21 protein-coding genes are annotated in these 25756 nt (G+C 52.9%); 10 read left to right on the top strand and 11 right to left on the bottom strand.

What is annotated here, in order from left to right; genetic code table 11:
* Both C7459_RS23410 and C7459_RS15935 read right to left on the bottom strand, forming a co-directional pair.
* On the bottom strand, positions 1–3056 hold a 3056-nt coding region (locus C7459_RS23410), incomplete at its 3' end, for an S-layer homology domain-containing protein (protein ID WP_342766667.1).
* Positions 3057–3420: 364 nt separating this feature from the next.
* Positions 3421–3762: a cupin domain-containing protein gene (locus C7459_RS15935; protein ID WP_109690287.1), complete on the bottom strand. Its 342-nt coding sequence runs from the start codon at positions 3760–3762 to the stop codon at positions 3421–3423.
* Between the two features lie 210 nt (positions 3763–3972).
* On the opposite strand from C7459_RS15935, the gene glgB reads away from it, so the two are divergent.
* The 5 genes from glgB (at position 3973) to C7459_RS15910 (ending at position 10801) form a co-directional block, all read left to right on the top strand.
* Entirely contained in the window at positions 3973–5895 is a 1923-nt protein-coding gene (glgB, locus tag C7459_RS15930) for a 1,4-alpha-glucan branching protein GlgB (RefSeq protein ID WP_109690286.1), read from the top strand.
* Positions 5895–7052 (top strand): glucose-1-phosphate adenylyltransferase, encoded by a 1158-nt coding sequence (locus C7459_RS15925; protein ID WP_109690285.1) that lies wholly within the window; start codon positions 5895–5897, stop codon positions 7050–7052. The genes glgB and C7459_RS15925 overlap by 1 nt, the downstream gene beginning before the upstream one ends.
* A gap of 25 nt (positions 7053–7077) precedes the next feature.
* Positions 7078–8193: a glucose-1-phosphate adenylyltransferase subunit GlgD gene (gene glgD, locus C7459_RS15920; RefSeq protein ID WP_109690284.1), complete on the top strand. Its 1116-nt coding sequence runs from the start codon at positions 7078–7080 to the stop codon at positions 8191–8193.
* A 16-nt stretch (positions 8194–8209) separates the two neighbouring features.
* Positions 8210–9658: a glycogen synthase GlgA gene (gene glgA / locus C7459_RS15915; RefSeq protein WP_109690283.1), complete on the top strand. Its 1449-nt coding sequence runs from the start codon at positions 8210–8212 to the stop codon at positions 9656–9658.
* A 144-nt stretch (positions 9659–9802) separates the two neighbouring features.
* Positions 9803–10801, top strand: a complete 999-nt coding sequence (locus C7459_RS15910; protein ID WP_109690282.1) for a glycoside hydrolase family 15 protein — start codon at positions 9803–9805, stop codon at positions 10799–10801.
* A gap of 69 nt (positions 10802–10870) precedes the next feature.
* Here C7459_RS15910 and C7459_RS15905 read toward each other — a convergent pair whose 3' ends face one another.
* The 3 genes from C7459_RS15905 to C7459_RS15895 form a co-directional block, all read right to left on the bottom strand.
* Entirely contained in the window at positions 10871–12256 is a 1386-nt protein-coding gene (locus C7459_RS15905) for a GntP family permease (RefSeq protein ID WP_109690281.1), read from the bottom strand.
* Between the two features lie 101 nt (positions 12257–12357).
* Positions 12358–13641, bottom strand: a complete 1284-nt coding sequence (locus tag C7459_RS15900; RefSeq protein ID WP_170119500.1) for an ATP-binding protein — start codon at positions 13639–13641, stop codon at positions 12358–12360.
* A 101-nt stretch (positions 13642–13742) separates the two neighbouring features.
* Positions 13743–14219, bottom strand: a complete 477-nt coding sequence (locus tag C7459_RS15895; protein WP_245884579.1) for a DUF6884 domain-containing protein — start codon at positions 14217–14219, stop codon at positions 13743–13745.
* Positions 14220–14480: 261 nt separating this feature from the next.
* Between C7459_RS15895 and C7459_RS15890 the strand changes: the two genes are divergently transcribed.
* Complete coding sequence (locus C7459_RS15890) at positions 14481–15560, top strand: GGDEF domain-containing protein (protein ID WP_146201021.1); 1080 nt, start codon at positions 14481–14483, stop codon at positions 15558–15560.
* Positions 15561–15625: 65 nt separating this feature from the next.
* On the opposite strand, the gene C7459_RS15885 is transcribed toward C7459_RS15890, so the two are convergent.
* Positions 15626–16237: a DUF4004 family protein gene (locus tag C7459_RS15885; protein WP_109690277.1), complete on the bottom strand. Its 612-nt coding sequence runs from the start codon at positions 16235–16237 to the stop codon at positions 15626–15628.
* Between the two features lie 77 nt (positions 16238–16314).
* Positions 16315–17163, bottom strand: a complete 849-nt coding sequence (gene proC / locus C7459_RS15880; RefSeq protein ID WP_109690276.1) for a pyrroline-5-carboxylate reductase — start codon at positions 17161–17163, stop codon at positions 16315–16317.
* Positions 17164–17572: 409 nt separating this feature from the next.
* On the opposite strand from proC, the gene C7459_RS15875 reads away from it, so the two are divergent.
* Both C7459_RS15875 and C7459_RS24030 read left to right on the top strand, forming a co-directional pair.
* On the top strand, positions 17573–18118 hold the full coding sequence (locus C7459_RS15875; protein ID WP_425450728.1) for a class I SAM-dependent methyltransferase: 546 nt from the start codon (positions 17573–17575) through the stop codon (positions 18116–18118).
* Between the two features lie 122 nt (positions 18119–18240).
* Positions 18241–19068, top strand: coding sequence for a methyl-accepting chemotaxis protein (locus C7459_RS24030; protein WP_109690274.1), 828 nt, complete (start codon positions 18241–18243; stop codon positions 19066–19068).
* 104 nt (positions 19069–19172) lie between these two features.
* Here the strand turns inward: C7459_RS24030 and C7459_RS15865 are convergent, their stop codons facing one another.
* The 4 genes from C7459_RS15865 to C7459_RS15850 all read right to left on the bottom strand — a co-directional run bounded on the left by C7459_RS15865 (position 19173) and on the right by C7459_RS15850 (position 24377).
* Positions 19173–19946 carry a M23 family metallopeptidase gene (locus C7459_RS15865; protein ID WP_109690273.1) on the bottom strand — a complete coding sequence of 258 codons (774 nt, stop codon included), beginning with the start codon at positions 19944–19946 and terminating at the stop codon, positions 19173–19175.
* 165 nt (positions 19947–20111) lie between these two features.
* Complete coding sequence (locus C7459_RS15860; RefSeq protein ID WP_109690272.1) at positions 20112–20879, bottom strand: alpha/beta hydrolase; 768 nt, start codon at positions 20877–20879, stop codon at positions 20112–20114.
* A 274-nt stretch (positions 20880–21153) separates the two neighbouring features.
* Positions 21154–23028 carry a molecular chaperone HtpG gene (gene htpG / locus C7459_RS15855; RefSeq protein ID WP_109690271.1) on the bottom strand — a complete coding sequence of 625 codons (1875 nt, stop codon included), beginning with the start codon at positions 23026–23028 and terminating at the stop codon, positions 21154–21156.
* Positions 23029–23591: 563 nt separating this feature from the next.
* On the bottom strand, positions 23592–24377 hold the full coding sequence (locus C7459_RS15850) for a hypothetical protein (RefSeq protein WP_109690270.1): 786 nt from the start codon (positions 24375–24377) through the stop codon (positions 23592–23594).
* A 325-nt stretch (positions 24378–24702) separates the two neighbouring features.
* Here C7459_RS15850 and C7459_RS24185 point away from each other — a divergent pair, with 325 nt between their 5' ends.
* Both C7459_RS24185 and C7459_RS15840 read left to right on the top strand, forming a co-directional pair.
* The gene (locus C7459_RS24185; protein WP_109690269.1) at positions 24703–25050 is read left to right on the top strand and encodes an amidase domain-containing protein; all 348 of its coding nucleotides are present in this window, start codon (positions 24703–24705) and stop codon (positions 25048–25050) included.
* 225 nt (positions 25051–25275) lie between these two features.
* Positions 25276–25653, top strand: a complete 378-nt coding sequence (locus tag C7459_RS15840; protein WP_146201020.1) for a hypothetical protein — start codon at positions 25276–25278, stop codon at positions 25651–25653.
* Positions 25654–25756 lie beyond the last annotated feature (103 nt).

Below are 25756 nucleotides of genomic sequence, written 5' to 3'. Positions count from 1 at the left end.
CCCAACGTATACCCAGCCACAGCGGTGCCGTCCTGCGTCAACGTGACCGTCGTGATGTCGGTGTCGCTGCTCACAGGGGTCACGCTTGTGCCGTAGATGTGATTATCCACAACTCCGCTGACCACTGGGCTTGTTTTGTCGATGATAAAGTGGAAAACAGAACTGTTGCCCGCGTGGTCCGTGACGGTCAATTCGTAAGTGCCGTCTGCGGTGATTGTCGTACCCAGCGTGTAGCCTGATACTGGAGTGCCATCGAGAGTCAATGTCACCGTTTGGAGATCTGAATCACCACTGACTGGAGTGACCGATGTGCCGTATGTTTGGTTGTCCAGAACGCCTGTCACCACGGGAGCAGCCGTGTCGATGGTGAAGTGTATCACCGAACTGCCGCCTGCTTGGTCGGTCACCGTCAACACGTAGCTACCATCTCCAGAGATCGCCGTTCCTAACGAATACCCGGCGACAACACTGCCGTTTTTCGTCAGCGTCACCGTCTGGATGTCGGTGTCGATGGAGTCCGGAGTCACGGCTGTCGTGTAGATTTGGTTGTCCACCAAGCCCGTCACGACCGGAATGGTTGAGTCGATGACAAAGTGTAGCACCGTGCTGTGCCCGGCCAGATCGGTGACGGTCAACACGTAGCTACCATCTTGGGTAATCGCCGTACCCAACGAATACCCCACCACGTTTATTCCATCCTGCGTCAGCGTAATCGTCTGGATGTCGGTATCCGAACTGGTCGGAGTCACTGCCGTCGAGTAGGTATGGGCATCGAGAACCCCCATGACCACGGGTGCATTCATGTTCAGGCTAAAATGAACCACCGTGCTGTTGCCCGCTCGATCGGTCACCGTCAAGACGTACTCGCCATCCGTCGTGATCCCTGTACCTAGCGCATAGCCTGCGACGGAAGTTCCATCTCTCGTCAACTGAACCGATTGAATGTCGCTGTCCACGCTGGACGGTGTGACGACTGACGTATAGGTCTGGCTGTCGACAACCCCTGTGACCACCGGCGCTACCGTGTCGATGCTAAAGTGTACTACCGTGCTTTTCCCGTCTAAATCGGTGACCGTCAAGACATAGGAACCGTCTTGAGTGATCGGGGTTCCCAACTCATAGCCAGCGACTACGAGGCCATCCAGTGTCAGCGCAACCGTCGCGATGTCGGTTTCAGGTGAAGTTGGAGTGACGGGCGTATGGTACGCCTGATTGTCCAGAACACCTGCAACGACGGGTAACGACATATCGATGCTGACCACAAAATGCACGGTCGTGCTGTTGCCCGCTTGGTCGGTCACGGTCAGTAGGTAGTTGCCATCCTGACTGATCGGAGTTCCCAATGTGTACCCAGCTACCACGGTCCCATTTTGAGTCAAGGAGACGGTTTGGATGTCGGTGTCGCTACTGTTTGGCACGACGGCTGACGTGTAGGTTTGGTTGTCAACAACGCCCGTCACCACCGGGGCTATGATATCCGGCTGCGGTTGAATCTTGAGTTGGATTGTGACTGGTGTCGTGAAGCGGCTGTCTGTTACATTGACGGTCACAAATAAATCGCCCTGCATCAGCGGCGTGACTTCCAAGAGGCCTTGGGGATTCACTGCGACCACCGCTTTTGAGGCATCACTAACGTTCGACACCCCAGCGAAGGACAGCAGATCACCATCCATGTCGGTCGCTAAGTCGGTCGGTAGCAATTGTACGCCAGGCCCACCCAGTGTCAGTGTGCGTAGTAAATTGGCTTTGGATTGCGGAGGTTTGTTGACTTGCGGTATCCCAGGCGACCCGCCGCCACTGCCAGACCCTTTGATGATGATAACGAGGATCTGGTCCTTGGCTTGCGAGAAGTTATCCACGACACCGCCAGCCGATTGCCCGTAGTTCAAAACCAACTTTTCTACGATCGTATTCTTTGAATTCAAAACGCAAGTGGCCGCTGCATTATCTACTGTGGCTGTTTTGATTCTTCCGTCAATAGTCAGCGTCAGTTCGCCGCTACCGTCGAGCTGAACTTCCTCGACATTGCCGTTCCCGGTCAAGATCATATCGGCTTTGGAGTTGTAGACGACGGTGCCTAGATCGCCAACAAAGTGCAGGTTTTGCACTCCATCTTCCAAGATGATCTTCGGGATGACCGCCCCACCTGTTACAAGGCTGGAATCGGCAAATACACGCATACCTGAAAATTGCGTTTTTTGGGTCAACTCCAACTGCAACTGCGGGTTGCGCAATTCGCTGATCTGTGCGGACAAGTTGCCAACTACGACATGCTGTTGACCGTTGCCGGAGAACTGAATCGACTTGGTGACTCTCAAGTTGTCGAGATGCACTTCGTGCCCGCGGATCAAAACGTCTCCCTCGATGACGGAGTTTCCAGCGTCAAGCGAGACTCCGTTTTTCCCAGATTCCAGATAGGTCACTTTGGTGATCAGGTCGCCAACCTTCTCAAACTTGACTTTGGAGCCGACGAGAAATGCTGCGTTGGCGGTCTTGAACAGACCTTTCAAGGAATCTGTGATCTGATACACGTGCCCGTTCATCTGCACCGTATTCCCGACAATTTCCTCGACGATCGGTGTAGGTGTCTCTTGGGTTTTCCGGAAGAGATCCAACGCGACGACCGCGACTTCCTCACGTTTGGCGGTGTCTTGCGGATAGAAACGAGTTCCATCTCCTCGCATCAACCCGAGTTCAATCGCCGCCTGTACAGAGTCGCGCGCCCAGTCGCTGACTTCGGCTGCATCGGCCGTTTTCAGCCGCACGCCGTAGCCCATCGGGTCTACTTGCGCAGCCCGCACCAAAACAACCGCCATCTCTTCGCGCGTGATCAAGCTGTTCGGGTGGAAATTGCCAGTTGTGTCCCCCAACATCAACCCGGCCGACCGGACAGCATGAATCTGCTTAAACCCCCAGTCTGCACCGCTGACGTCATGGTAAGAGGAGCGCTTTACCTCCTGCGTGTTCAATTGCAGGACACGGCTTAGCACGGTCGCGAACTCCTGCCTCGTCATCTCCTCAAGCGGACGGAAACTCCCATCAGGGTCCCCTTGCATCAATTGCAATCCTTTCACGACTCGGATCGCAGGTTGTGCCCAGGTACTCGCTTGGTCTGAAGATGGAACACTTGTGCTGGCACTTGCAGATAATTGGTAAGAAGGTGAGAAAGTGGTAGTCAAAACCAAACTAACTGCTAAGAACCGTTGTATACTTTTCATAACCCCTACTCCTGTTGGTTGAATGTTCTTAAACCCTAGAGTCTGTCATGTTGTTTCGCCCACAAACAGGAAATCCTGAATCCTTATTATCAATCCCCAAATAAAAAACTCTGTTTTTACTCACACTCTTCATAATTGTAGCATTTGACTAGCAAATCGGCAATTCAAAAACGCCATGCTGATCTTCAGCATGGCGTTTTCCTTATTCGATCTGGAAACGATCCCCTCGCGTGGTCGGTTGCGAGATGACCAAAAATGCAACGTCGGCGTCCGTTTCATTGCGCGCTTGATGCCAGCGATGAGGCGCAATTTCCAACCCTTCAAAAGGACTGAGCTCTGTAAAAACGCCCTCGACCTCCATCGTGAGCCGCCCTGAAAGCACGTAGAAAAATTGGCAGGCTTGCTCATGATAGTGTCGCGTCTCAACAGTTCCTGCCGGCATGAGTTCCTGAATCACGCTGAGCCCCGGCGTTTTGACGAGGTGCCAGCCGTCACAGGAGGCCCCCCACTTGTAATGTTCTGTGTTCGTTGTATTAACTTTCATCTGCTTCTCTTCCTCCTCTTGACGGTATTGTATCTTTTTTACGAACGTCAAAACTCGACAAAGGGTTTTCAGTCAAACGCCTTGTAATTAAACAACAAGTCCAAATCCACTATGGGATAGGCTATAAATGTGGTAAAATACGGAGGTAAGTATATTTCACTATTATTACACATGTAAATCACTATCTTGTAAGAAGCAGGTGGAACGTGCATGTCGGTCGCAACGCCCAATGACTATGATCTGTATCTGTATCACCAAGGAAACTTGACGCAGAGCTATCGAACGATGGGAGCTCACCCCGTACAAGTAGAAGGTGTATCTGGTGTCCGCTTTACCGTATGGGCCCCGAACGCCCGGGCTGTACGGGTCGTCGGCGACTTTAACGATTGGTGTGGAGATCTACACGAATTGACGCAGGTGACAGAACCTGGCGTCTGGTCTGGCTTTGTCCCTGACCTGCCCAACGGCTCACTCTACAAATACGAACTGCTCACCCAAACTGGCGAAACCTTACTGAAGTCTGATCCCTACGCCTTCTACGCGGAAGTCCGCCCACACACCGCCTCGCGCGTGTATGACCTCAGCGGCTACGAGTGGCAGGACAGCGAGTGGCAACGCCAACAGGAAAAATTGCTGAAAAAGCCGGTCTACAACCGCCCAGTCAACATCTACGAAGTTCACCTCGGTTCTTGGAAAAAGAAACCTACTGGCGACTTCTACACGTATCGGGAACTCGCCGATGAACTGCTCGACTATGTAAGTGACCTCGGCTACACGCATCTGGAACTGATGCCCGTCGCCGAGCACCCCTACGACCGCTCGTGGGGCTACCAAACCACTGGGTACTACGCAGCCACCTCGCGCTTTGGCACGCCGCACGACTTGATGTACTTCGTCGACCAAGCACACCAACGCGGCCTCGCGGTCATCCTCGACTGGGTGCCCGGCCACTTCGCCAAGGACGCGCACGGCCTGCGCCTCTTTGACGGCACCCCCTGTTATGAATACGCCGACTGGCGCAAAGCAGAAAAGCCCCAGTGGGGCACGCTTTCTTTTGACTTCGGTCGTCCGGAAGTGCTCTCGTTCCTGATCTCAAACGCGTTGTTCTGGATGGACATGTTCCACATCGATGGTCTGCGCATTGACGCAGTCGCCTCGATGCTGTACTTGAACTTTTGCAAGCCGGAAAACCAATGGTCCACCAACGAACTGGGCGGCACGGAGAATTTGGAAGCGGTAGCCTTTCTCCGCAAACTCAACGAAGTGATGTTCGAGCGCTACCCGCACGCGTTGATGATGGCGGAGGACTCCTCGGAGTGGTCGCTCGTCTCCCGTCCGACCTTCCTCGGCGGCTTAGGCTTCAATTTTAAGTGGAACATGGGCTGGATGAACGACACGCTCTCGTACTTAGAACAGGAACCGATCTACCGCCAGCACAACCATGACAAAGTCACGTTTGCGATCCTCTACGCCTACACGGAAAACTTCCTGCTCCCGCTCTCCCATGACGAAGTGGTACACGGGAAAAAGTCGCTGCTGAACAAAATGCCCGGCGACTACTGGCAGAAATTTGCCAATCTTCGGGTTTTATACAGCTACTTGTACACCCATCCGGGGAAAAAGCTGCTCTTCATGGGCGGCGAGTTCGGACAGTTTGATGAGTGGAAGGACGAGTCGGAGTTGGACTGGGGACTGCTCGACTACGAGATGCATGGCAAGATGCGCGAGTTCGTCAAGGACCTCAACCACCTCTATCGTCAGGAACCCGCCCTGTGGGAGTTGGACCACGAGCCAGAAGGATACCGCTGGATCGACGCCGACAACAACCAGCAGAGCATCGCGATCTACCAACGCCTCGGCAAAAAGCCAAGTGAAGCGGTGATCGTGCTCTGCAACTTCAACACGATGGCGCACCAGAATTTCCGGTTCGGGGTCCCGAAGCCGGGCAAGTACGTGGAGATCTTCAACAGCGACGATCCGCGCTACGGTGGCTCCGGCGTGCTGAATGCAGGTGAGTTGCCGGCCAAGAAACAACCGATGCACAACCAACCGTACAGTCTGCAGATCTCCGTCCCGCCGCTCGGGATGGTTGTATTGAAAAAGAAAAAGGCGGAACGAAAGGGGAAATCGTAATGCAACGTAAAGAGATCATCGCAATGCTCCTCGCAGGTGGCGAAGGTCGCCGTCTCGGTGCGCTCACGCAAAAACTGGCCAAACCGGCCGTTCCCTTTGGTGGCAAATACCGCATTATCGATTTCACCCTTAGCAACTGCAGCAACTCCGGCATCGACACCGTCGGCGTGCTGACCCAGTACCAACCGCTGATCCTCAACTCCTACCTCGGCATCGGCTCCCCGTGGGACCTCGACCGCAGCAACGGCGGCGTCACCGTCCTGCCCCCCTATGTCCAGTCAGACGGCGGCCATTGGTACAAAGGCACCGCCAACGCGATTTTCCAAAACATCTTTTACATCGAGCGCTACAACCCGCAGTACATCCTCGTGATCTCCGGCGACCACATCTACAAAATGGATTACGACAAGATGCTGCAGGAGCACAAAAAGCGCGGGGCTGAAGCCACCATCGCTTTGATCGAAGTGCCGTGGGAGGAGACCGGTCGATTCGGGATCATGAACGTCGACGCCCACGACAACATCCTCGACTTCGAAGAGAAGCCCAAAAACGCCAAGACCAACCTCGCCTCGATGGGCATCTACATCTTCAACTGGGATGTCTTAAAAAGCTACCTGACCCGCGACGACGAGAATCCGTACTCCTCGCACGACTTTGGCAAAGACATCATCCCGCGCATGCTCCAAGAGGAGCGCTCACTGTTCGCCTACCGCTTCAAGGACTACTGGAAGGACGTTGGAACGATTGAAAGCCTCTGGGAAGCCAATATGGACTTATTAGAAGCGTTCCCAACGCTCAACCTGCACGACACCGAATGGCGCATCTATTCGGTCAACCCGAACCACCCGCCACAATACATCGCTCCACAGGGTTCGGCCAAGCAATCCTTGATCAACGAAGGTTGCATGGTCTTTGGCTCCGTCGACCATTCCGTCCTGTTCTATGGCGTGCAAGTTGGTGACAAAAGTACGATCCGGGATTCGATCATCATGCCAAACGTGAAAATCGGCCAGAACGTCAAAATTTACAAAACGATCATCGGCGAAGGCACTGTGATCGGGGACAATTGCACGATCGGCGTGGAAGGCGCAGACGCTCCGATCACACTGATCGGGGAGGATTCGTTTATCCCGTCGAACACGAAGGTCAAGAACTAGGACCGCTGGACAGGAGGAACCATTCATGAAAAATGTGATCGGTGTCATCAACCTCGGCAAGCCCCATTCCATGCTCGACGAACTGACCCGCAACCGTTCGATTGCCTCGGTGCCATTTGGGGGCCGCTATCGCTTGATCGATTTCACGCTCTCCAACATGGCGAACACCGGCATCTCCAAAGTTGCCGTGTTCACGCTCAACAAATCCCGCTCGCTGATGGATCACTTAGGCTCCGGCAAGGAATGGCAGCTCGACCGCAAAATCGGTGGGCTGTTCATGCTCCCGCCTGCGATCACCTTCCCGACGGCCGACTACAAAGGCGACCTGCAAAACTTCTACGGCCACATCGATTACTTCAACCGCTCGAAGGAAGAATATGTCATCGTCTGCCGTAGCCACATGGTTTGCAACGTCAACTACAGCGATGCCTTGCAATTCCACATTGACAGTGAAGCGGACATCACGATGCTTTACAACCGCCTCGACCCCGATACGGTCGATCTCTCGAATTGCTACCAATTGGAAGTCGATGAACACCACCGCGTGCGCCAGATGTCGTCCGACGCGGACGAGATCAACACAGGCAACGTCTACATGGAGTCTTTCATTATTAACCGCACGTTGCTCGTCGAGATGATTGAGCACTGCATCGCCCACGAACAGTACGACCTCACCGAGAGCTTGATCATGCAGAACATCGACACCTTCCAAGTCAACGCCTACCAACACGAGGGGCACCTCTCGATCATCAATTCGACGACCAGCTACTACAACCAGAGCATGCGCCTGTTGAACCCGGATGTGTGGAGAGGGCTGTTCTTCCAACCTGGCCTCGTCTACACCAAGATCAAGGACGAACCGCCATCCAAGTATATCGAAACAGCAGATGTCAACAACTCGCTGATCGCCAACGGGTGCATCGTCCAAGGCCGCGTTGAGAACTCGATCCTGTTCCGCGGGGTAAAAGTCGCCAAGGGTGCGACGATTCGCAACTCGATTCTGATGCAGGAATGCGAAATTGGCGAAGGTGCTGTCGTCGAGAACATGATCCTCGACAAGGAAGTCTGTATCAAACGCGGCCAGACGCTGCTCGGCAACGCCAGCGAGCCGGTCGTGATCACCAAGCGGAGCACGATCTAAGCGGGGAGGCGATGAGTTGAAAGTCTTGCATGTGGCTTCGGAAGGAGCCCCCTTTGTCAAAACGGGCGGGCTCGCCGACGTGATCGGCGCCCTGCCCTTGGAACTAAGCCGCCAAGAGGTCGATGTGCGGGTGATCATGCCCAAGTACTCGAAAATTCCTGAGCATTACCGTCAGCGCATGACGGTGAAGGAGATCATCCACGTCTCGGTCGGCTGGCGCAAGCAATACTGCGGGATCGAAGTGCTCGAGGAGAACGGCATCACCTACTATTTCCTCGACAACGAGTACTACTTTAAGCGTGATGGCAACCTGTATGGCTTTTACGACGAGGCGGAACGCTTCGCCTTTTTTGCCCGCGCGGTCCTGCAAGCACTGCCACACCTCGATTTCCGACCGGACGTGTTGCATTGCCATGACTGGCAGGCCGGTCTCGTGCCGTTCCTGCTCAAAGTCGAATTCCAGCACGATCCGTTCTACCAGGGGATCAAGTCGGTCTACACCATCCACAATCTGCTCTACCAAGGCGTGTTCCCAAGCTCTGTGCTCGGCGAGTTGATCGGACTTGGCGACGACCACTTGAGCGAGGATGGCATCGGCTACTTCGACGCGGTGAATTATATGAAGGGTGGCCTCAACTTCGCTGACAAAGTCACCACCGTCTCGCAGACCTACGCCCGCGAGATTCAGACGGAGTACTTTGGAGCCACGCTGGAGGGACTCCTGCGCAAGCGCAACGAGGATCTCGTCGGCATCGTGAACGGGATCGACTATGAGAGCTACGACCCGGCGGCAGACCCGCATCTCTACGAACTCTTCTCCGACACGAGCGCGAGTTCCGTCCAAGAGATTCTGCGCGCCAAGGAGCAGAACAAAGTCCGCCTGCAGGAGGAACTTGGCCTGCCGATCCGCGAAGACGCGCCGATGATCGCCGTGATCTCACGCTTTGTGGAACAAAAGGGCTTCGATCTCATCCTACACGTCCTGCAAGACATTCTTCAACTAGACGCCCAACTGATCATCCTCGGAACCGGTGATGCGCAGTATGAGCAAGCCTTCCGCGAAGCTGCGTGGTACCACCCACACAAAGTCAGTGCTCAGATCACGTTCGATGAAGGATTCGCCCGTCGTCTCTACGCCGCGTCTGACCTGTTCCTGATGCCTTCCAAGTTCGAACCGTGCGGCCTCTCCCAGTTGCTCGCCCTGCGCTACGGCTCCGTCCCGATCGTGCGGGAAACAGGAGGTCTGGCGGATACGGTGCAGGCTTATGACGAGATCACAGGGACGGGCAACGGCTTCTCCTTCACCAACTACAATGCGCACGACATGTTGCACACGATCCACCGTGCCGTCACGCTCTGGCACGACCGCGACACGTGGGCACAGATCCTCGAAAACGGACGCCTGTGCGATTTCTCGTGGACAGAATCGGCCAAGCAGTACCGCGAACTCTACCAACAGGTCTAAACAAAAAAGGCTCACAGCCGCGGTCGCGGTCGTGAGCCTTTTTCTTCACTAGTTGTAAGCGGTTACAGATTAATTTTATTTTACTTTTCCGAATTTCGTGGTAAATTAAAGACAAGAGCCTTGAGTCGAAAGGTGGTTCCGAAGATGAAAACCTTGCACTCTGTATTGGAAACGATGAGACTTGAGAATGGCGCGTACACCGCGTCAACATCTGGAGATTACAGCTACGTGTGGGTGCGCGATGTCGTCTACTGCGTTCTCCCTTACTTGCATACGGACTGCGACCGCTACACGGGTGCGTTCTACGCGCTGTTTGACCTGTTCCGCCGTTATGAGTGGAAATTGGACATCCATACCCAGCAAAAGCCCGCCTACCTCTATGAGCACATCCACGCCCGCTACAACAGCGATCTCACCGAACGCCCTGAGCCGTGGGGCCATGCACAGAACGACTCGATCGGTCTGTTCCTGTGGGGCGTTGGCGAGGGTGTACGGGTCGGCAAACGCATGTTCCGCGACACGATGGATCGTGCAATCCTGCAGAAGTTGGTCAACTACCTCGCCACCCTCGAATACTGGGAAGCGCATGACAACGGCATGTGGGAGGAGAACATGGAAGTCCACGCCTCCTCTGTCGGCGCTTGTGTCGCCGGACTGCGCGCGGTGAAGATGCTCGCCTACGTGCCCGACTGGCTGATCGAGAACGGGGAGCGCACGTTGCGCCACCTGCTCCCGCGTGAGAGCGCCACCAAGGACACCGACCTGGCCCTGCTCTCGCTGATCTACCCGTACCAGCTGGTCGACCGGAACATGGCGAAGCGTATCCTCGCGCAAATCACGGGGCAGCTGGAGCGGACATTTGGCGTGATCCGTTACAAGCACGACCTCTACTACAAGGACGTCCAAGAGGCGGAGTGGTGTTTTGGCTTCCCATGGCTCGGCATGTGTTTCGCCGTGCTCGGCGAGGACGAGATGGCGCGCGCCTATTGGGAGAAAACCAAACGCATCGTACCGGAGGATGGCAAAGTTCCTGAGCTGTACACCGGCGGCAAGACTCCCAACGGCAACACGCCGCTCGCGTGGGCGGTTGCGATGACGATGTTGTTGCGCAAGCAGATCACCAAGGAAGACATCCCGATTTAATGGAGAACACAAAAAGACCGGCTCCCCCACGGGAAGCCGGTCTTGCTTTTGACGTCGTGACGTAGTTGCTTAGTAGATCACCGACAGCACGGCTGCCAGCAGGAATACCGTAATCGTTTTCACGACTGTGATGGCGAAAATGTCCTTGTACGATTGGCGATGGGTCAACCCGGTGATCGCCAGCAAGGTGATGACCGCTCCGTTGTGCGGCAGGGTATCCATGCCGCCAGACGCCATCGAAGCGATGCGGTGCAAGAGTTCCGGCGAGAGGCCTGACGCGTTGGCGAGGGCGAGGTATTGCTTGCCCATAACGTCCAGCGCGATCGAGAGACCGCCTGACGCAGAACCGGTGATCCCCGCCAGCACGTTGACTGCAAGCGCTTCCGAGATCAACGGATGATTGCTCGCGCCGAGGATCGCATCGCGGATGCCTGCAAAGCCTGGCAAGGTCTTGATCACGTTGCCAAAGCCAACTTCAGACGCGGTGTTGAAGATCGCCAGCAACGCACCTGCCGCCGCTGCGCTGAGTCCGCCTGCCAACTTGCCCTTCACAGCGCGTGCGTTGATCAGCAGCGCTGTGATGATCCCAGCGGTCAGTGCAGCGATCAGCGCCCACGACGAGACGACCGTTTTGACATTCGGGATGTTGAACGTCTTCTTGAGCGTTTCTGCATCATACCATTTGTCGGCTGCAGCACCTGTGCGGCTCAACACGTAGTTCAGTACCAGTACGACGAGCAACGGCAACAGGGCGACCCACAGCTTCGGGAAACCTGTGCTCTGTACGGCATCCGGCTCATTGCGGTGGTTCTCGCCATAGCCTTCACCTGCCGCAGCGGCTTGACGGCGGCGGCGTTCCAGCCAGTACAGACCGCCTAGCAACACGAGCAGACCCCCGATGATACCGACGAACGGCGCAGCATAGGCGTCCGTCCCGAAAAAGTTGGTCGGGATGATGTTTTGAATTTGCGGAGTGCCCGGCAATGCGTCCATCGTAAACGTGAACGCCCCGAGGGCAATCGTGCCTGGCAACAGGCGTTTCGGGATGTCCGCCTCGCGGAAGATCGCCGCTGCAAACGGATACACGGCAAACGCAACGACAAACAGCGAGACGCCACCATAGGTCAGAATGCCACAAGCGAGCACGACTGCGAGGATCGCTCGCTTCGAACCGAGCGAGCGCACGATCCCGTGCGCAATCGAGGCCGCAGCCCCATTCATCTCCATGACTTTACCGAAGATTGCACCCAACAGGAAGATCGGGAAAAATGATTTCACGTAGTTTGCAGCTTGCAACATAAACGACTCGGTGTAACTTGGCATCAGTGCAAGACCCGACAGGCTTGCAGCCAACAACGCAAAAATCGGGGCAAAGATGATAACTGGATACCCGCGGTAGGCCACGAACATCAACAAACCCAGAGCGACCAAAATCGCCAAGATGTCTAAAAACACAGATAACTCCCCCTTTCTACTTGGAAAGGTACGCTATAGGGGTTACACAGGAGTTACAAATGGCAAAAAAAAGCTGACGTCTGCACCGAACGTCAGCTTTTTCAGGTCTCCTCCTTGTGCATCGCCACGGCGTTGACCGAGATCGTCGCCTTCGTGCCCCGACCTTTTTGCGATTCAAAAGTCAGCGTCCCCTGCATCGCTTCCACGATGCGGAACGTGACCATCAGACCGAGGCCAATTCCTTTGTCCTTGGTGGAGTAGAACGGTTTGCCGAGCCGTTCCAACTGGACGCTGGTCATGCCTTCGCCAGTGTCCGTTACGGTGATCAACACGCGGTCGCCACTACGCCGCGCCTGCACCTCGACTCGTCCTCCGTGACGAATCGCTTCGATGGAGTTTTTGACGAGGTTGATGATCACTTGTTTAAGCTTGACCTTGTCGGCAAACACGTACAGCGTTTCCTGTACGTCTGTGACCAACTCCACCCCTTGCATCGTGGCAAATGAGGTCATGAAGTTCGCCATGTTCCGCACTTCTTCGCCGACGTTGACGCGTTCGAGATGATCCAGTTCCGGTTTAGCAAAATTCAGATAATCAGAAATGATAAACTCCGCACGATCCAATTCCGCGATCGCCGTCGCCATATAGCTTTGATTGGTCTCTGCCATCGAGGACTGTGCCAGTTGAATAAAGCCGCGTACCACCGTCAGCGGGGTGCGAATTTCATGAGCAATCGAGGCGGCCAGTTCTGAGATGATGCTCAATTTCTCCGACTTGCGAATCTCCTCACGCATCCGTGCGCTCTCCATCAAGTTCTCGATCAACAGCACAGAGAATGCCATCGAGAACACATAGACGCCCGCATACGCCGAGTAGAAACACGAGCCTTGCCCGATCAGAAAACTCACGTCACTGCGCGCGTCAAAAACATACCAGATCAGGGCCATCATCACAAGAAACGTCGCCATCGTCAGACCTAAGCTACAGAACACTTTCTGCGTCCGGTTGTAGGCCATGTAACGCTTACGAATCCAAAGCGTCCCAGCAAACGCACTCACCGCTATGATCACGGTCATATAAAAGGCCAGTCCACCACCGATGTACAACCGAAAGCCAAGCAACAACAGCATCGCCAGTACACCACTACGCCATCCGCCATAGAGAACGGAGATGATGAAAGGCACCCAACGCAAGTCCCAGAGAAAGTCTTTGCCTGCGGTAATCGGGAATACCATGCACAGGACACACGCAATTCCGTATAACAAGCCGAGCAACCACTGTTCGAGTCGAGGTCGCTTGGAGGACAACCGGTCCAAGAGGAGCACCTGATACACGAAAATCGGTGTCAGGATCAGCAATAGATTCAACAGCAAATCCCTGGACAACAACAATTCCTCCATTTTTTTAATTTGTACATAGAGTATTATGCCAGTCTTTTGTTCACCTGTCATGAACTTCATCCATATTTATGCTACTTTGTTCCTATCTATTCAGGGTCGATCTCCACACGCTGCTGGACCGCGCCTTGTAAAGCCTGTAGCATGTACCCGATCCCTTTGAGTCCGCGCAACGGGGTCACGATGTGCGGGTGCAACGACCAACCGGCAAACAAGCGCTCTACCGCCTGCACGTACTTTTTCCCACCGAGCACGACGACTTCCTCGACATCACGTAGCCCCAACGCCAGCCATTGTTCGCGCAATTGCTCCACCGGGATCACCAACGCCGGGTCCGAGTTGAACGCCACATCATAGTTCTCTGCCAACAAATCCGTTGGGAACAACACCCCATGCTTCGCCGACAGGATCACCCATTGTTCGAAAAAAACGTTCGCATACGCTTGGCACGCGTTCGCGAACGCACCGATGTATACGTCCTGCGCTTGTGTTACCCCCGCATCCGGCTGCTTGTCCCAGATCTTTTTCGCCCCACATGGGGTGATGCAGAGTCGTCTTTTGCTCACCATAACCCATCTCCTTAATAAAAAACCAAAATTTGGTGCAGAGTAGTAGCGTCTCGCTCAAAAAGGCAGACTCCACACGAGGTGTGGAAGCCTGCCTTTTTACTACTGAACATCATACTCGCGTGCCAATCGGTGCGCTAGAGAGAAGAATTGAAATCTGCCGTCAACAGGAAATATCACGAATACACTCTTACCACGATGTGAACCTGAGTTTATGTTATAGTAGAATTACTCCTGCTAAACTGCAATGAGGGTGATAACTTGAACCAACCCACTTGGAATCGAATGATCTTGAACGGCTACTGGACGGTCGTGTGGTTGTATCTGCTGGCGGCGCTTCTCGGCCTCGTATTTGCGATCGTGCAATCCCCGTGGTGGGTCGGTTTCTATCTGTACCATAGGATGCTGATCCCAACTGCGGTGCTCATCGGGATCGTCGGCGCCTTGGAGATCGCGTTTCGCACGGTAAAGTCACCTCGTCTGGACATCTGGTTCATCCTGACTGCGACCGCGATCGCCTTCACCGTCGTGTTCTACAATCCGAACTTGCACGGCATGTACGCGATGTTTGCCCTCTCAACGCTGACGTCGATCATGTACTTTGACCGCAAGAGAGCGCTGCTGTCCTGCCTGCTGAGCATCGGAGCCCTGCTCGTTTTGCAAGCAAGTCCCGAACACCAGGCGAGCATGACCGTGTATGAGATCATCGCGATGATCGCGATGCTGATCGGCGCCTATCTGTTGGGGGTAGGCATCATCCTGCGCGGCGACCAACTCCGCAACCAGTTAAAAAAAGCGATGGAATCTGAGCGCGATCTGCTCGTCGACAACATCATGTACGATACGATCACCAAACTGGACGCCTTGACCAGCCTCTACAACCACAAGACGTTCCACGAATACCTCGACAGCCTGTTGAAGCTCGACCTGACCTCGTTGCGCCTGCAAGTCGCCTTGATCGACATCGACAATTTCAAGATGATCAACGACACCTACGGACACTGGGTCGGCGATATCGTGCTCAAGCGCATCGCCTTGATGATCCGTGAACATCTGACCCCCAATGACTTCGTCGCCCGCTATGGCGGGGAGGAGTTCGCGGTGATCCTAACCGACGCTGAGTTTGATACCTCGTGGGCCACGCTGGATCGGATTCGTGAATTGATTGCCGCTGAAAAATTCGAAGAGTTGGGCGACCACACCGTGACTGTCAGTATCGGCCTCGTCCAACGCGAGCCTGGACTGTGCAAGGAAGACCTGTTCAAGACCGCAGATGCTCGCCTCTACGAAGCGAAGCGCACAGGCAAGAACCGCGTCGTCGGCACCCTGCACGAGAGCTAAGCAACCTGTCCTAGCACGAGCCCATCAAGGCACTCTACTTATAGGTAGAGTGCCTTTTTTCTCCGTCACCCCTTGAGGCGCAAACTGAGGTCTTGGGACAATTCCTCTAGATCGAAGAGTTGGAGCTGGTGGGTGCGAATGTCCAGTTGTACTCCGGTTCCTCGTTCAAGCAACCAAGCGGAGCGCAGTCCCGCTTTTTCCGTGATCAACAGGTGATAGGCAGTTCCCTTGGCGAGCGACTGCCACTGCGCCACACTGTGCAAGAGCTCGTCGAGGAAGTCTTCATCCAAGTCCTGCACCCGGCTGACCGCGTCGAGCAGCAGCAGTTCGAAGTAGGAAAACTCCCGCTTCTGCACCACTTTTCGATAGCGGCGGATCAGCAACCGTCCCTCCTCCCACAGATGCTTCGCCTCGCGCGATCGGTACACCCGCGTCGCCACATCTGGCGAGAGGATCTCCGCAAGTTCCTCCAGCGAGTATTGATCCTTCATCTCCTTGATCAACCGGATGCGCTCCACAATTTTCTCGCGGTCAAAAAACGTCTCCTGGCCCGTGCTCGCCGATTGCTTCTGAAACCACGACTCCGGGATCAAGTTTTGCCGCTTCCATCTATAGAGCTGCCCATAGGAGATCCCGGTCAAAGCGAGCAGATCTTTTTTCGATATCCAAGGATTCATCGCTTTCCCTCTCACCTCTACTGTAACAATGTTATACATTTATGTTACTGTACAACGCTTTACTCGTCAATCACAAACTAGCCTCGGTAGACACGGCCCATCTCCTCACTGCGCGACGTGGCAGCAGCGATCACCTCGTGCATGACGCGGGTGAAGCCAGCCTGTTCCAACACGTGCAGCCCGGCCATCGTCGTGCCGTTGGGCGATGTGACTTGGCGGCGCAATTCGCAGGCATCGAGGCCGGTCTCCTGCATCATCTTGCCAGCGCCAAACAGCGTTTGTAAAATCAAGCCTCGCGCGACCTCCGCAGACAGCCCTTGCGCTTGTGCCGCCGCTTGCATCGCTTCGACCATATAGTAAAAATACGCCGGGCCGCTCCCGGACACCCCGGTCACCGCATCCATCGCAGACTCTTCCACCTCGCTGACCAACCCGACTTGAGACAGCACCTGCCGCGCCAGTTCTCGCGCCGTGGACGAACAGGTAGGCCCGTAACAAACCGCCGTCGCCGACTCCAGCACGGCACAGGCGGTATTGGGCATCGCCCGCACCACGGCGAATTGAGTGCCCACTTGACGAGTGATCGCTTCAGTCGAGATGCCTGCCGCCAGCGACAACACCACGGCTCCCTCCTGCAAGTGCGGGCGCAGTTGGGCCGCGACACTGAGCAGATCATGGGGTTTCACGGCCAGCACGACGACATCTGCGCGCTCGATCACCTCTGGTTGTTTCCAAAGGTCTTCCACCGCCTGCACGCCGTACATCTCGCGCAGGGCGTAGAGACGGTCACGGTCACTCCGGTTGGTCACATAAATCTGCTCCGCCCGTACTTCCTGCCCGACCACCAACCCGCGAATCATCGCTTTGGCGATCGAACCCGCTCCGAGGAGCAGGATGTTGCAGTCCTTCAAATTGCGCTTGGTCATTGAGTTCTCCACCCCTCTGTGAATGTAAAAAAACCCTCCCGCCCTTCAAGTTCGAACGAACTTGAAGGACGAGAGGGTTTGACTGTTCTCTCGCGGTACCACCTTCATTGGGCAGACTGCCTGTGCACCGGCAGAGCTCCCCCACTTAAAACCGTTGTAACGGACGGCACCCGTCCCGCTTTTCACGGGCTGCTCCGGAGGCGGGTTCAGTCGGCTCCCCGATGGAAGCTCTCAGCCGCTGGCTTCCATTCTCTGCACGGGTCGATCCAACTTACTCACTCCGTCATCGCATGATCTGTGGATGTGTTTTGACTAGTTTGCCATCCGAACGAGCCCTTTGTCAAGGAGTTGTTTTTCCGTACACCCCAGTGTACGATAAGTCAAACTGTCTGACAGGGAGAGATTGGAAATGGCCAAAGTCGTCATCGGAGCAGGAGAATTCCGCAACAATCCAGGTTGGCTGTACACGCAGGAGGACGAGTTGAACCTATTGCGACGTGAAGATTGGGCGGCACGGTTTGCACCCGCATCGATCGAGGCGATCCTCGCCGAGCATGTCTGGGAGCACCTGACGCTTCGAGAAGCAGGGGAGGCTGCGGTGCTCTGTTACGAGTTTCTGCGACTTGGTGGGCACATCCGCGTCGCCGTGCCCGACTTCCATTTTCCAAACGAAGAGTACCACCACATCTGCCAAGTCGGCGGTCCTGGCCCCGCCGACCACCCAGCGGCTTCCCATCAAGTCTTTTACACCTACCAGACGCTGACCAAGGTGTTTGAACAAGCAGGCTTTCAAGTTAACCTGCTGGAGTATTGTGATGAGTTTGGCGAATTTCACGAACACCCGTGGGCGGATGCAGACGGCGTGATCTACCGCTCCCGACGCCATGATCACCGCAACCGAGACGGTGTGTTGCGTTCGATGTCGTTGATACTCGATGCGAGGAAGACGATGTAAGCGCCTGCACGCAATCCTTGCACCCGATTCTGCGAGATTCCCACAAGTTTCGTCGTCGAAGTCTAGCATTAATCCGCTCTCACATCTAAAATAGAGCTATCAACTCCAAAGGTGGTTCTCTGATGTCTTCTCATCACCCGTATGTGCAACGACTGATCGATGTCGCACCGCTCTTCCAACAGGCGTTCCCGACGGACCTCTCCGTCACCATCGCCGACACGGAACGAATCGTCGGCTACTTCCGTGGGCGCAAAATCGATTTGAAAATTGAAGTCGGAACCGCGCTCAGACCCGGTACGCCTGCCCATGTCGTCATCGTCTCCGGCGAGCCTAGCTTGACCCAAGTGCCAGCGTCGGTTTTTGGCATCGAGTTCACCGCGAGTTTGGTGCCGGTCAAGGACGACCACGGCGCGGTCGTCGGCGTGATGTCACTTGGCATCCTGCGTCACAATGAAGACCGTCTGCGCGAAATGGCTGATCAGATGGTCGGCTCGCTCGCTCAAGTCAGCAAGAGTGTCAACAACATCCAAGACAGCGCGATGGCCTTGGAGACGCTGACCAAATTGATGTCTGCGCAGTCGGAGATTGCCGCCACGGAGGTTAACAAAACGTCCGACGTGTTGCGGATGATTCACAAAGTCGCCAACCAAACCAACCTGCTGGGACTCAATGCCGCGATTGAAGCCGCACGCGCCGCCGAGTACGGACGTGGATTCGGCGTCGTCGCCGAGGAGATCCGCAAGCTGTCCAACGACACGCGCAGCTCTGTCGAAGCGATCCAGAATACACTGACCACGATCAAAAGCTCCACGCAAACCATCCACTCCTCGATCCAACAAGTCGTCGACAACGGCGAGGAACAGTCCCTGTCCACGCAGGAGATCTCACGCTTCGTCGACGAGATTCACGAGCTGTCCAAACGGTTGAAGGAATACGCCAATCTCATCTAATCCAACAAGTTATGCAACAAAAAAGGGAGACCGCATCGCGCGAGTCTCCCTTTTCCCTGCAAAAAGACCCTTGCGAGATCTCGCAAAGGGTCTTTTTTCTAACACTATGGACAGGTCGGTGCGACTTGTCCGTCTGAGCCGGTGTAGACGTAGGCGTCAGAGATGTATTGGTTGGAGGTCGAGGAGATTTTGTCCCACAGGGTGGTGGTGCCGTAGGTGCCAGTGACCGAAGTACCGCGCTCTTGGCAGTAGATCGTGACCGATTGGCCGTCTGCAACAGAACCTACACTCGCGTAGGAAGTACCCGGGCCGGAACGAACGGTCAACGCCGAACCAGCGGTGTTCACAGTGCCGCCGATGTTCGAGCAGCCGTTTTTGCTGGTGTAGCTCTTAGAGCCCCAGTAGAGCGCTTGAGCACCGTTCATGACCACTTTTTGTGCAACGCCGTTGTAGCGCTCTTCGAAGTGCAGGTGCGGGCCGGTCGAGCCGCCGGTGGAACCGACAGTTCCGAGTTTGGTGCCAAACGTGACGGTTTGGCCAACGGAGACCGATTGGGTGTTCAGATGTGCGTAGTAGGTTGTCCAGCCGCCGCCGTGGTCAACGACCACGTACTTGCCGTAGCTGGTGTCACCCAAGTCGCGAACGACGGTGACTTTGCCACCCGCCGATGCGACGACAGTGTCGCCCAGATCGTCGGTGCGGTTGAAGTCGACCGCGTTGGCCGGGCTGTGGTCAGTACGAGTCTGACCTTCCCAGACTTGTCCACACGGGAACGGCATTTGGAAGTTCGGTGCCGCCGTTGCTGCACTCGGGATGAGTCCGATCAACATTACTGCAGTGACAATGAAGGGTGCAATCAGTTTTTTGAGTAGCTTCATAACCATGACCTCCTCTTATTTCTGTGTTTTCTTACAATTTTAATTATACCGAATCAGATCACACTTTTCAATGGTTTCTTACAAATCAGGACTTTCGATTGATACGTTTGTTCCCTGACAGTCAAAAAGACCCGCAACCGTGAGCGGTGGGGTCTTTGCGAAGTGTCAGAATAAAAATGAAAAGATTTGCGGAACTCGATTTCGAAATTCGGTGTAGTTATGCCGCCCACCCTCAATGATCTGAAACTCGGTGCAACCGATTTTGGTTTCTAACAAGTGATATACAGACAGATTGGATTTCACAAACACCTGAGAGATCTCTGCATCCTCACCGGCCTCATCTGTTCCAAAGTCTAAGTAAAACTTCTCAATTGCACTCAGATCGGAAAGGGATACTAACTGCTCGATTTCTTCTTGGTTTCGATAGAAGCCTGAGGACATCACAGCCACTCGTTGAAAGATGTGTGGATAGCGACATGCAGCATACGTAGAGATCAGACCCCCTAAAGAGAAACCTGCCATCGAACTCCGGTCTGCGAGTGTACGATACGTCCTGTCGATATGTGGTTTAAGCTCATGTACGATAAAATCTACATAGGCTTCCCCTTTACCACCAAGTGGGCAGGTAGATCCCAGAATGGTTTTGCTATAGTCACCGTTCACCCAGGGGCAATATTCGTTTATTCGTTCTTCATGAGACATGTGGCGATCAATTGCGACTACGATCACAGCTAGACCTGTGCGTTCCAAAAAGTCTTCAAGACCTAAGGAAACACCACCGAACGCCTCTTCATCTTGAAATACATTTTGACCATCGTGCATGTATAACACAGGATACCGAATGTCCGTTTGATGATAGTTATTCGGAACGTAGACTCTGATCATTCGCTCTTGGTTAAAAGCAGGTATTGAGAAAAGGAACTTTTGTATCATGTATTCAAATCCTTTCTAAAATTTTGTTCGATTGAGTCCCCTTCGGTTGGGAGTACGGTTCATGTGGCAGGAGTTCCAGCTCCCATTGTTCTTGACTGTAGTTGAGTTCGCACGAAAAAGTCAATCTCAATTTCACTTTTTTACCAATGTATTTGTTAGATAGATCAGGGCAGACTCTTACTTTCATCCGTAAAACCTGCTGAACTACGTGTCCAAATGTTGCTAAGTAACAAAAAAGCCCCCGACCACGAGGGTCGAGGGCTTGAAGCTCCGATCAAACCATAATTTTGCAGATATCGTTGGTAAATTCGACCGGGTCTTGAATCGGCAAACCTTCGATGAGCAGTGCTTGATGGTACAGGAGGGTTGTATACAAGTTGAGCTTGTCTTTATCGTTCTCGAATGCAGCCTTCAACGAGTGGAAGACCTCATGCTGCGGATTGATCTCCAAGACCTTGTTTGCTTTCACATGGGAGTTGTTCGGCATGGCGCTGAGGATTTTTTCCATCTCGATGGTGACTTCACCGTCCGTTGACAGGCAGACCGGATGCTTTTTCAGACGCTGCGATGCGCGGACGTTCGATACTTTACCGGCCAGTTGGGCTTTCATGTAGTCGAACAGCTCTTGGTTTTCCTGCTTTTCTTGGTCGGTCTGGTTTTCTTGCGTTTCAATGCCCAGATCGCCACTGGAGACGTTTTTGAACTCCTTGTCCTTGTAGGTCATGAGCATTTTGATCGCGAACTCGTCGATGTCGTCTGTAAAGTAGAGCAGCTCATAGCCTTTGTCGGTGACCAGCTCGGTTTGCGGGAGCTTTTCGATTCGTTCGATCGATTCGCCGGTCGCATAATAGATGTACTTCTGGTCCTCCGGCATTCTCGATACGTATTCATCAAGCGTCACAAGCTGACCTTCCTGAGAGGAATGGAACAGCAACAGATCCTGCAACGCTTCTTTTTGCGCTCCAAACTCGTGATACACCCCGTATTTGAGCTGTCGGCCAAAGGAAGTATAGAACTTCTCATACTTTTCCCGTTCATCCTTCAGCAGGCTCTGCAACTGGCTTTTGATTTTCCCAGCGATGTTTTTGGCGATCAGTTTCAGTTGGCGATCGTGCTGCAACATTTCCCGGGAGATGTTCAAGGACAGGCTCTCGGAGTCTACCATCCCTTTCACAAAGGAGAAATGGTCGGGCAGCAGGTCGGAGCATTTTTCCATAATCAAGACACCGTTCGCATAGAGCTCCAGACCTTTTTCGAATTCCTTCGAATAGTAGTCAAACGGAATGGTTTCCGGGATGAACAGGATCGCCTGGTAGGTCACTGCGCCTTCGACGCTGAGATGCAGGTGCTTGATCGGCTTGTCGAAGCCGTAGTGCTTCTCTGCGTAAAACTTTTCATAGTCTTCGGCGGTCAGCTCATTTTTGTTTTTGCGCCAGATCGGAACCATGCTGTTGATGGTTTGTTCTTCCTGGTGTGGTTCAAGCTCCGTTTCGCTGCCTTCCTTCGGTCGGTTGGTCGTCACATCCATGTTGATCGGGTAGCGGATGAAGTCGGAGTACTTTTTGATGATCGATTTGAGGCGATATGGTTCGAGGAACTCGTCGTAGCTCTCGTCCTCGGTGTTCTCCTTGATTTTCAACGTGATCTCGGTACCGACGTCCGCTTTTTCACAAGGCTCAATCGAGTAACCCTCTGTGCCTGTTGATTCCCACTTGTAGGCTTGTGTACTGCCCAAGGCACGGCTTGTCACGGTGACTTCATCCGCCACCATAAATGCGGAATAGAAGCCTACACCAAACTGGCCGATCAGATCGTGCCCGTCTTGGGAAGCATGTTCCTTTTTAAAGGCGAGGGAACCGCTTTTGGCGATCACGCCGAGGTTGTTTTCCAGCTCTTCCGCGGTCATCCCAATCCCGGTATCGCGGATGGTCAGTGTACGGTGTTCCTTGTCGGCGGTCACCTTGATGGAATAGCTGTCTTTATCGAAGACAAGCGTGGAGTCGGTCAACGCTTTGTAGTAGATCTTGTCGATCGCATCGCTTGCATTCGAGATTAACTCCCTTAGAAAGATCTCTTTCTGCGTGTAGATGGAGTTGATCATCATTTCCAGCAGTCGTTTGGATTCGGCTTTGAATTGCTTTTTTTCCATACCCATTCTCCCCCTCAAATCATGAACGATCTCCCGCGAGCAGGAGTTACTAGCACTCGCATAGGTTGAGTGCTAACTACTATTTATATAACATTCTTCCTTTTTTGTGTCAATATTGGATGAATGAATATGGGGGGGGTTGCTCCCGATCAGACGAGTTCCCCCTTGATGTAGATTTTTTCCTATTGTCTTTCACGATTTTTTCTCATAGAAAATACATCCCAACCTTTATTTTCAACTTCTGGTCGATCCACAAAAAGAATAAAACAACAAGAAGGAATCATTGTATAAATCATGAATTATGAAAATAAAAAACTTGCAACATGGAGAGGTGACCGTTTCCAGTGAGTATCCCAAGCGTAATTTCCGTTTTTGTTTGTATGTTGCTCGTTTTTGCTACTTGGAGGTGGTTTTCTAAAAAGCCTGTTCTACAAACGGGTCTTTTTATCGATGCTACGATGACAACAGTTGTCATTCTGTTAATCGAGTACTTCGTCAAACGATGATAAATTGAAAAATGACCCAACCAGCGTGAATCTGGTCGGGTCTCGTTTTTGCCTTAATCAAACCTGCCATGTAGTGATCGTTACTTTGCCGGATGGATCAATATCGAATCTAAAGCGGTCGTGCCAACTACCGTAGGAGTTATCATCACTTTCGTAGACGATGACACTTTGCGTACCAGAATACGGTACAGATGCGGTGCAAATTTTTCCGAGGAGCGGGACATTTTGTTGAATCTCCCAGCTTGCACCACCGATCGCCCAATCACCAAAGTTAAACGGTTTACCCAACCCATTCGCCCAATCAAACCAGCGAGCCATTTTTGAAACTGTCGCCAAACGCATCGTCAAATACGTACCAGTTGCGTTCGCTGCGGTCGACATGACCTTTCCCGTATAAGCGTCAAAGCCTGTTGTTGTAGCGTTTTGGGTGTAGTAGTAGGAATCAGGACGGTGGAAAAAGATGAATTGTCCGTTTGAAACCGTCCATTCAAGTTGGTGATAGCCGCTCCAAGTTACGTTAGTATTGAGGTACGGGGAGTTTGTCGGGTCAGGGTCAGGAATGTAGTTATTGTGGATGCCTCCAGTTTGATTGGAGACGTGTCCATTCTGGTTGCGGGCTTTGTCTTTGAACGTGTTGTCCACCACAACTTTCAGGTTTTTCACCTGTTTTCCTTGGTCTTCCGGCAGGGGCAGGTAGGACGTATCGAGGCCGATCCCTTCTGTGACGTAAGCGTCTTTTGTTTTCAGGAGAACCGAAGTTGCCACATCCCCGTAAGCTCCCTCAGAAACAACCGTGGTCAGGAGAACTGCTACAACCGGGATAATCGACATCTTTTTGATCATCATAATCACTCCCATTTTATTTTTTGATTCACTTACAACTTTCTACAGACATACACATAACCCTCCTAATTATTAATAACATTAAACCTTATATTCACTAAATAATATTTCGCGCATTACTTGCCCAAACAAAAAAACGCCTTGTTTCGAAACAGGGGAACCGACATGAAAGACCTCCAACCAACCACCGCAAACCGAACCGATCTGACGACGATCCACGATCTGCAACAGGTAACAATTACCTACAACAACTAGTCCAAGACGGACAACACGAATAAAGGCTATCAATCAGATTGGAAGAACTTCAACTCTTGGTGCGAGCTTCATGGCTTGCAGACTAACGGATCAGAGCTATAATTGGTACTACAGCAGTTCTTGGATTCTCACTCCCGATTTTTTTACTTATTGGAGAACTACACGTGGCCAAACGGTCTACACTTGGAGTGCTTCGAATAGAACTGATATCATCAATTGGGCCATTCTAGGTGATGTTCTTCAAGCTGCAGATAGCAGTGGAGTTGTGGTTCACTCGATGATCGTGACTAAAGTGGATTCTGGTCATATTTACTTGACTTACCACAGTGGTAAAAGTTCGTTAGATCGTGTAGATCGACCATTGTCAGATATCGATATCAGTGCTTACGATAGATACTATTTGGTCCGATTTGAATAAATACAAAACTTCAGGAACGGTAAAAGAGCTTCTTGCCGCTCCTGTTCACTTTGAGGTGAGTTTATGAAAAGGTTCTCAGCAATACGCAAGTTGATCTGGATCATTCTTTTTTTGAGTACATGTGCATTAATGTGGATTGTTCTTGTAAAGCCTTTGTCGGGGGAGTCATCCGTATCGAAGATTACCGTCACGAAGGCTAGTTCTATGCAGGCGGAGTTTTCCGCGATGATTCAGGAATCAAATGGAACAGATCGGATACGGCTAGATCATTCAAACCAACCGATTCTGAACGAACCGGATAGATATTCAATTTTTCGTTATACTGTACAAGTAACAAATCCGAGTTTTAAAGATGCAATTGATATTGATTTCCGTCTCAGTCCAGTGGAGGAAGCGGAAGGAAAATTTCTTGTCATGAATCTAAATCCCGTAAGCCTAAAGGTCTATGCTCATGATTCGAGGTCACTTTCCTTTAATGTATTGGTTGATACCCGTGACTTAACTCAACTCCAAGTCGAAGATCTGAAGAGCAAGGTACAACTTGAAGTGACATGGAGGGAAGGATTTTGGACACGTTCGTCGGACGTAAAACTTTCGAAGTAAAGTAACAAATCAAAAAAGGAGCCAAATGGCTCCTTTTTTGATGGAAGAAATATAGATTGGCAGGGTCCTACCTGAAGAAACCGTATGGCTTCTGACCACTCAG

Source organism: Tumebacillus permanentifrigoris, assembly GCF_003148565.1.
GTDB classification, from domain to species: domain Bacteria; phylum Bacillota; class Bacilli; order Tumebacillales; family Tumebacillaceae; genus Tumebacillus; species Tumebacillus permanentifrigoris.
The sequence above is the reverse complement of the archived record's forward strand: the minus strand, read 5'-3'. Positions and strand labels throughout refer to the sequence as shown.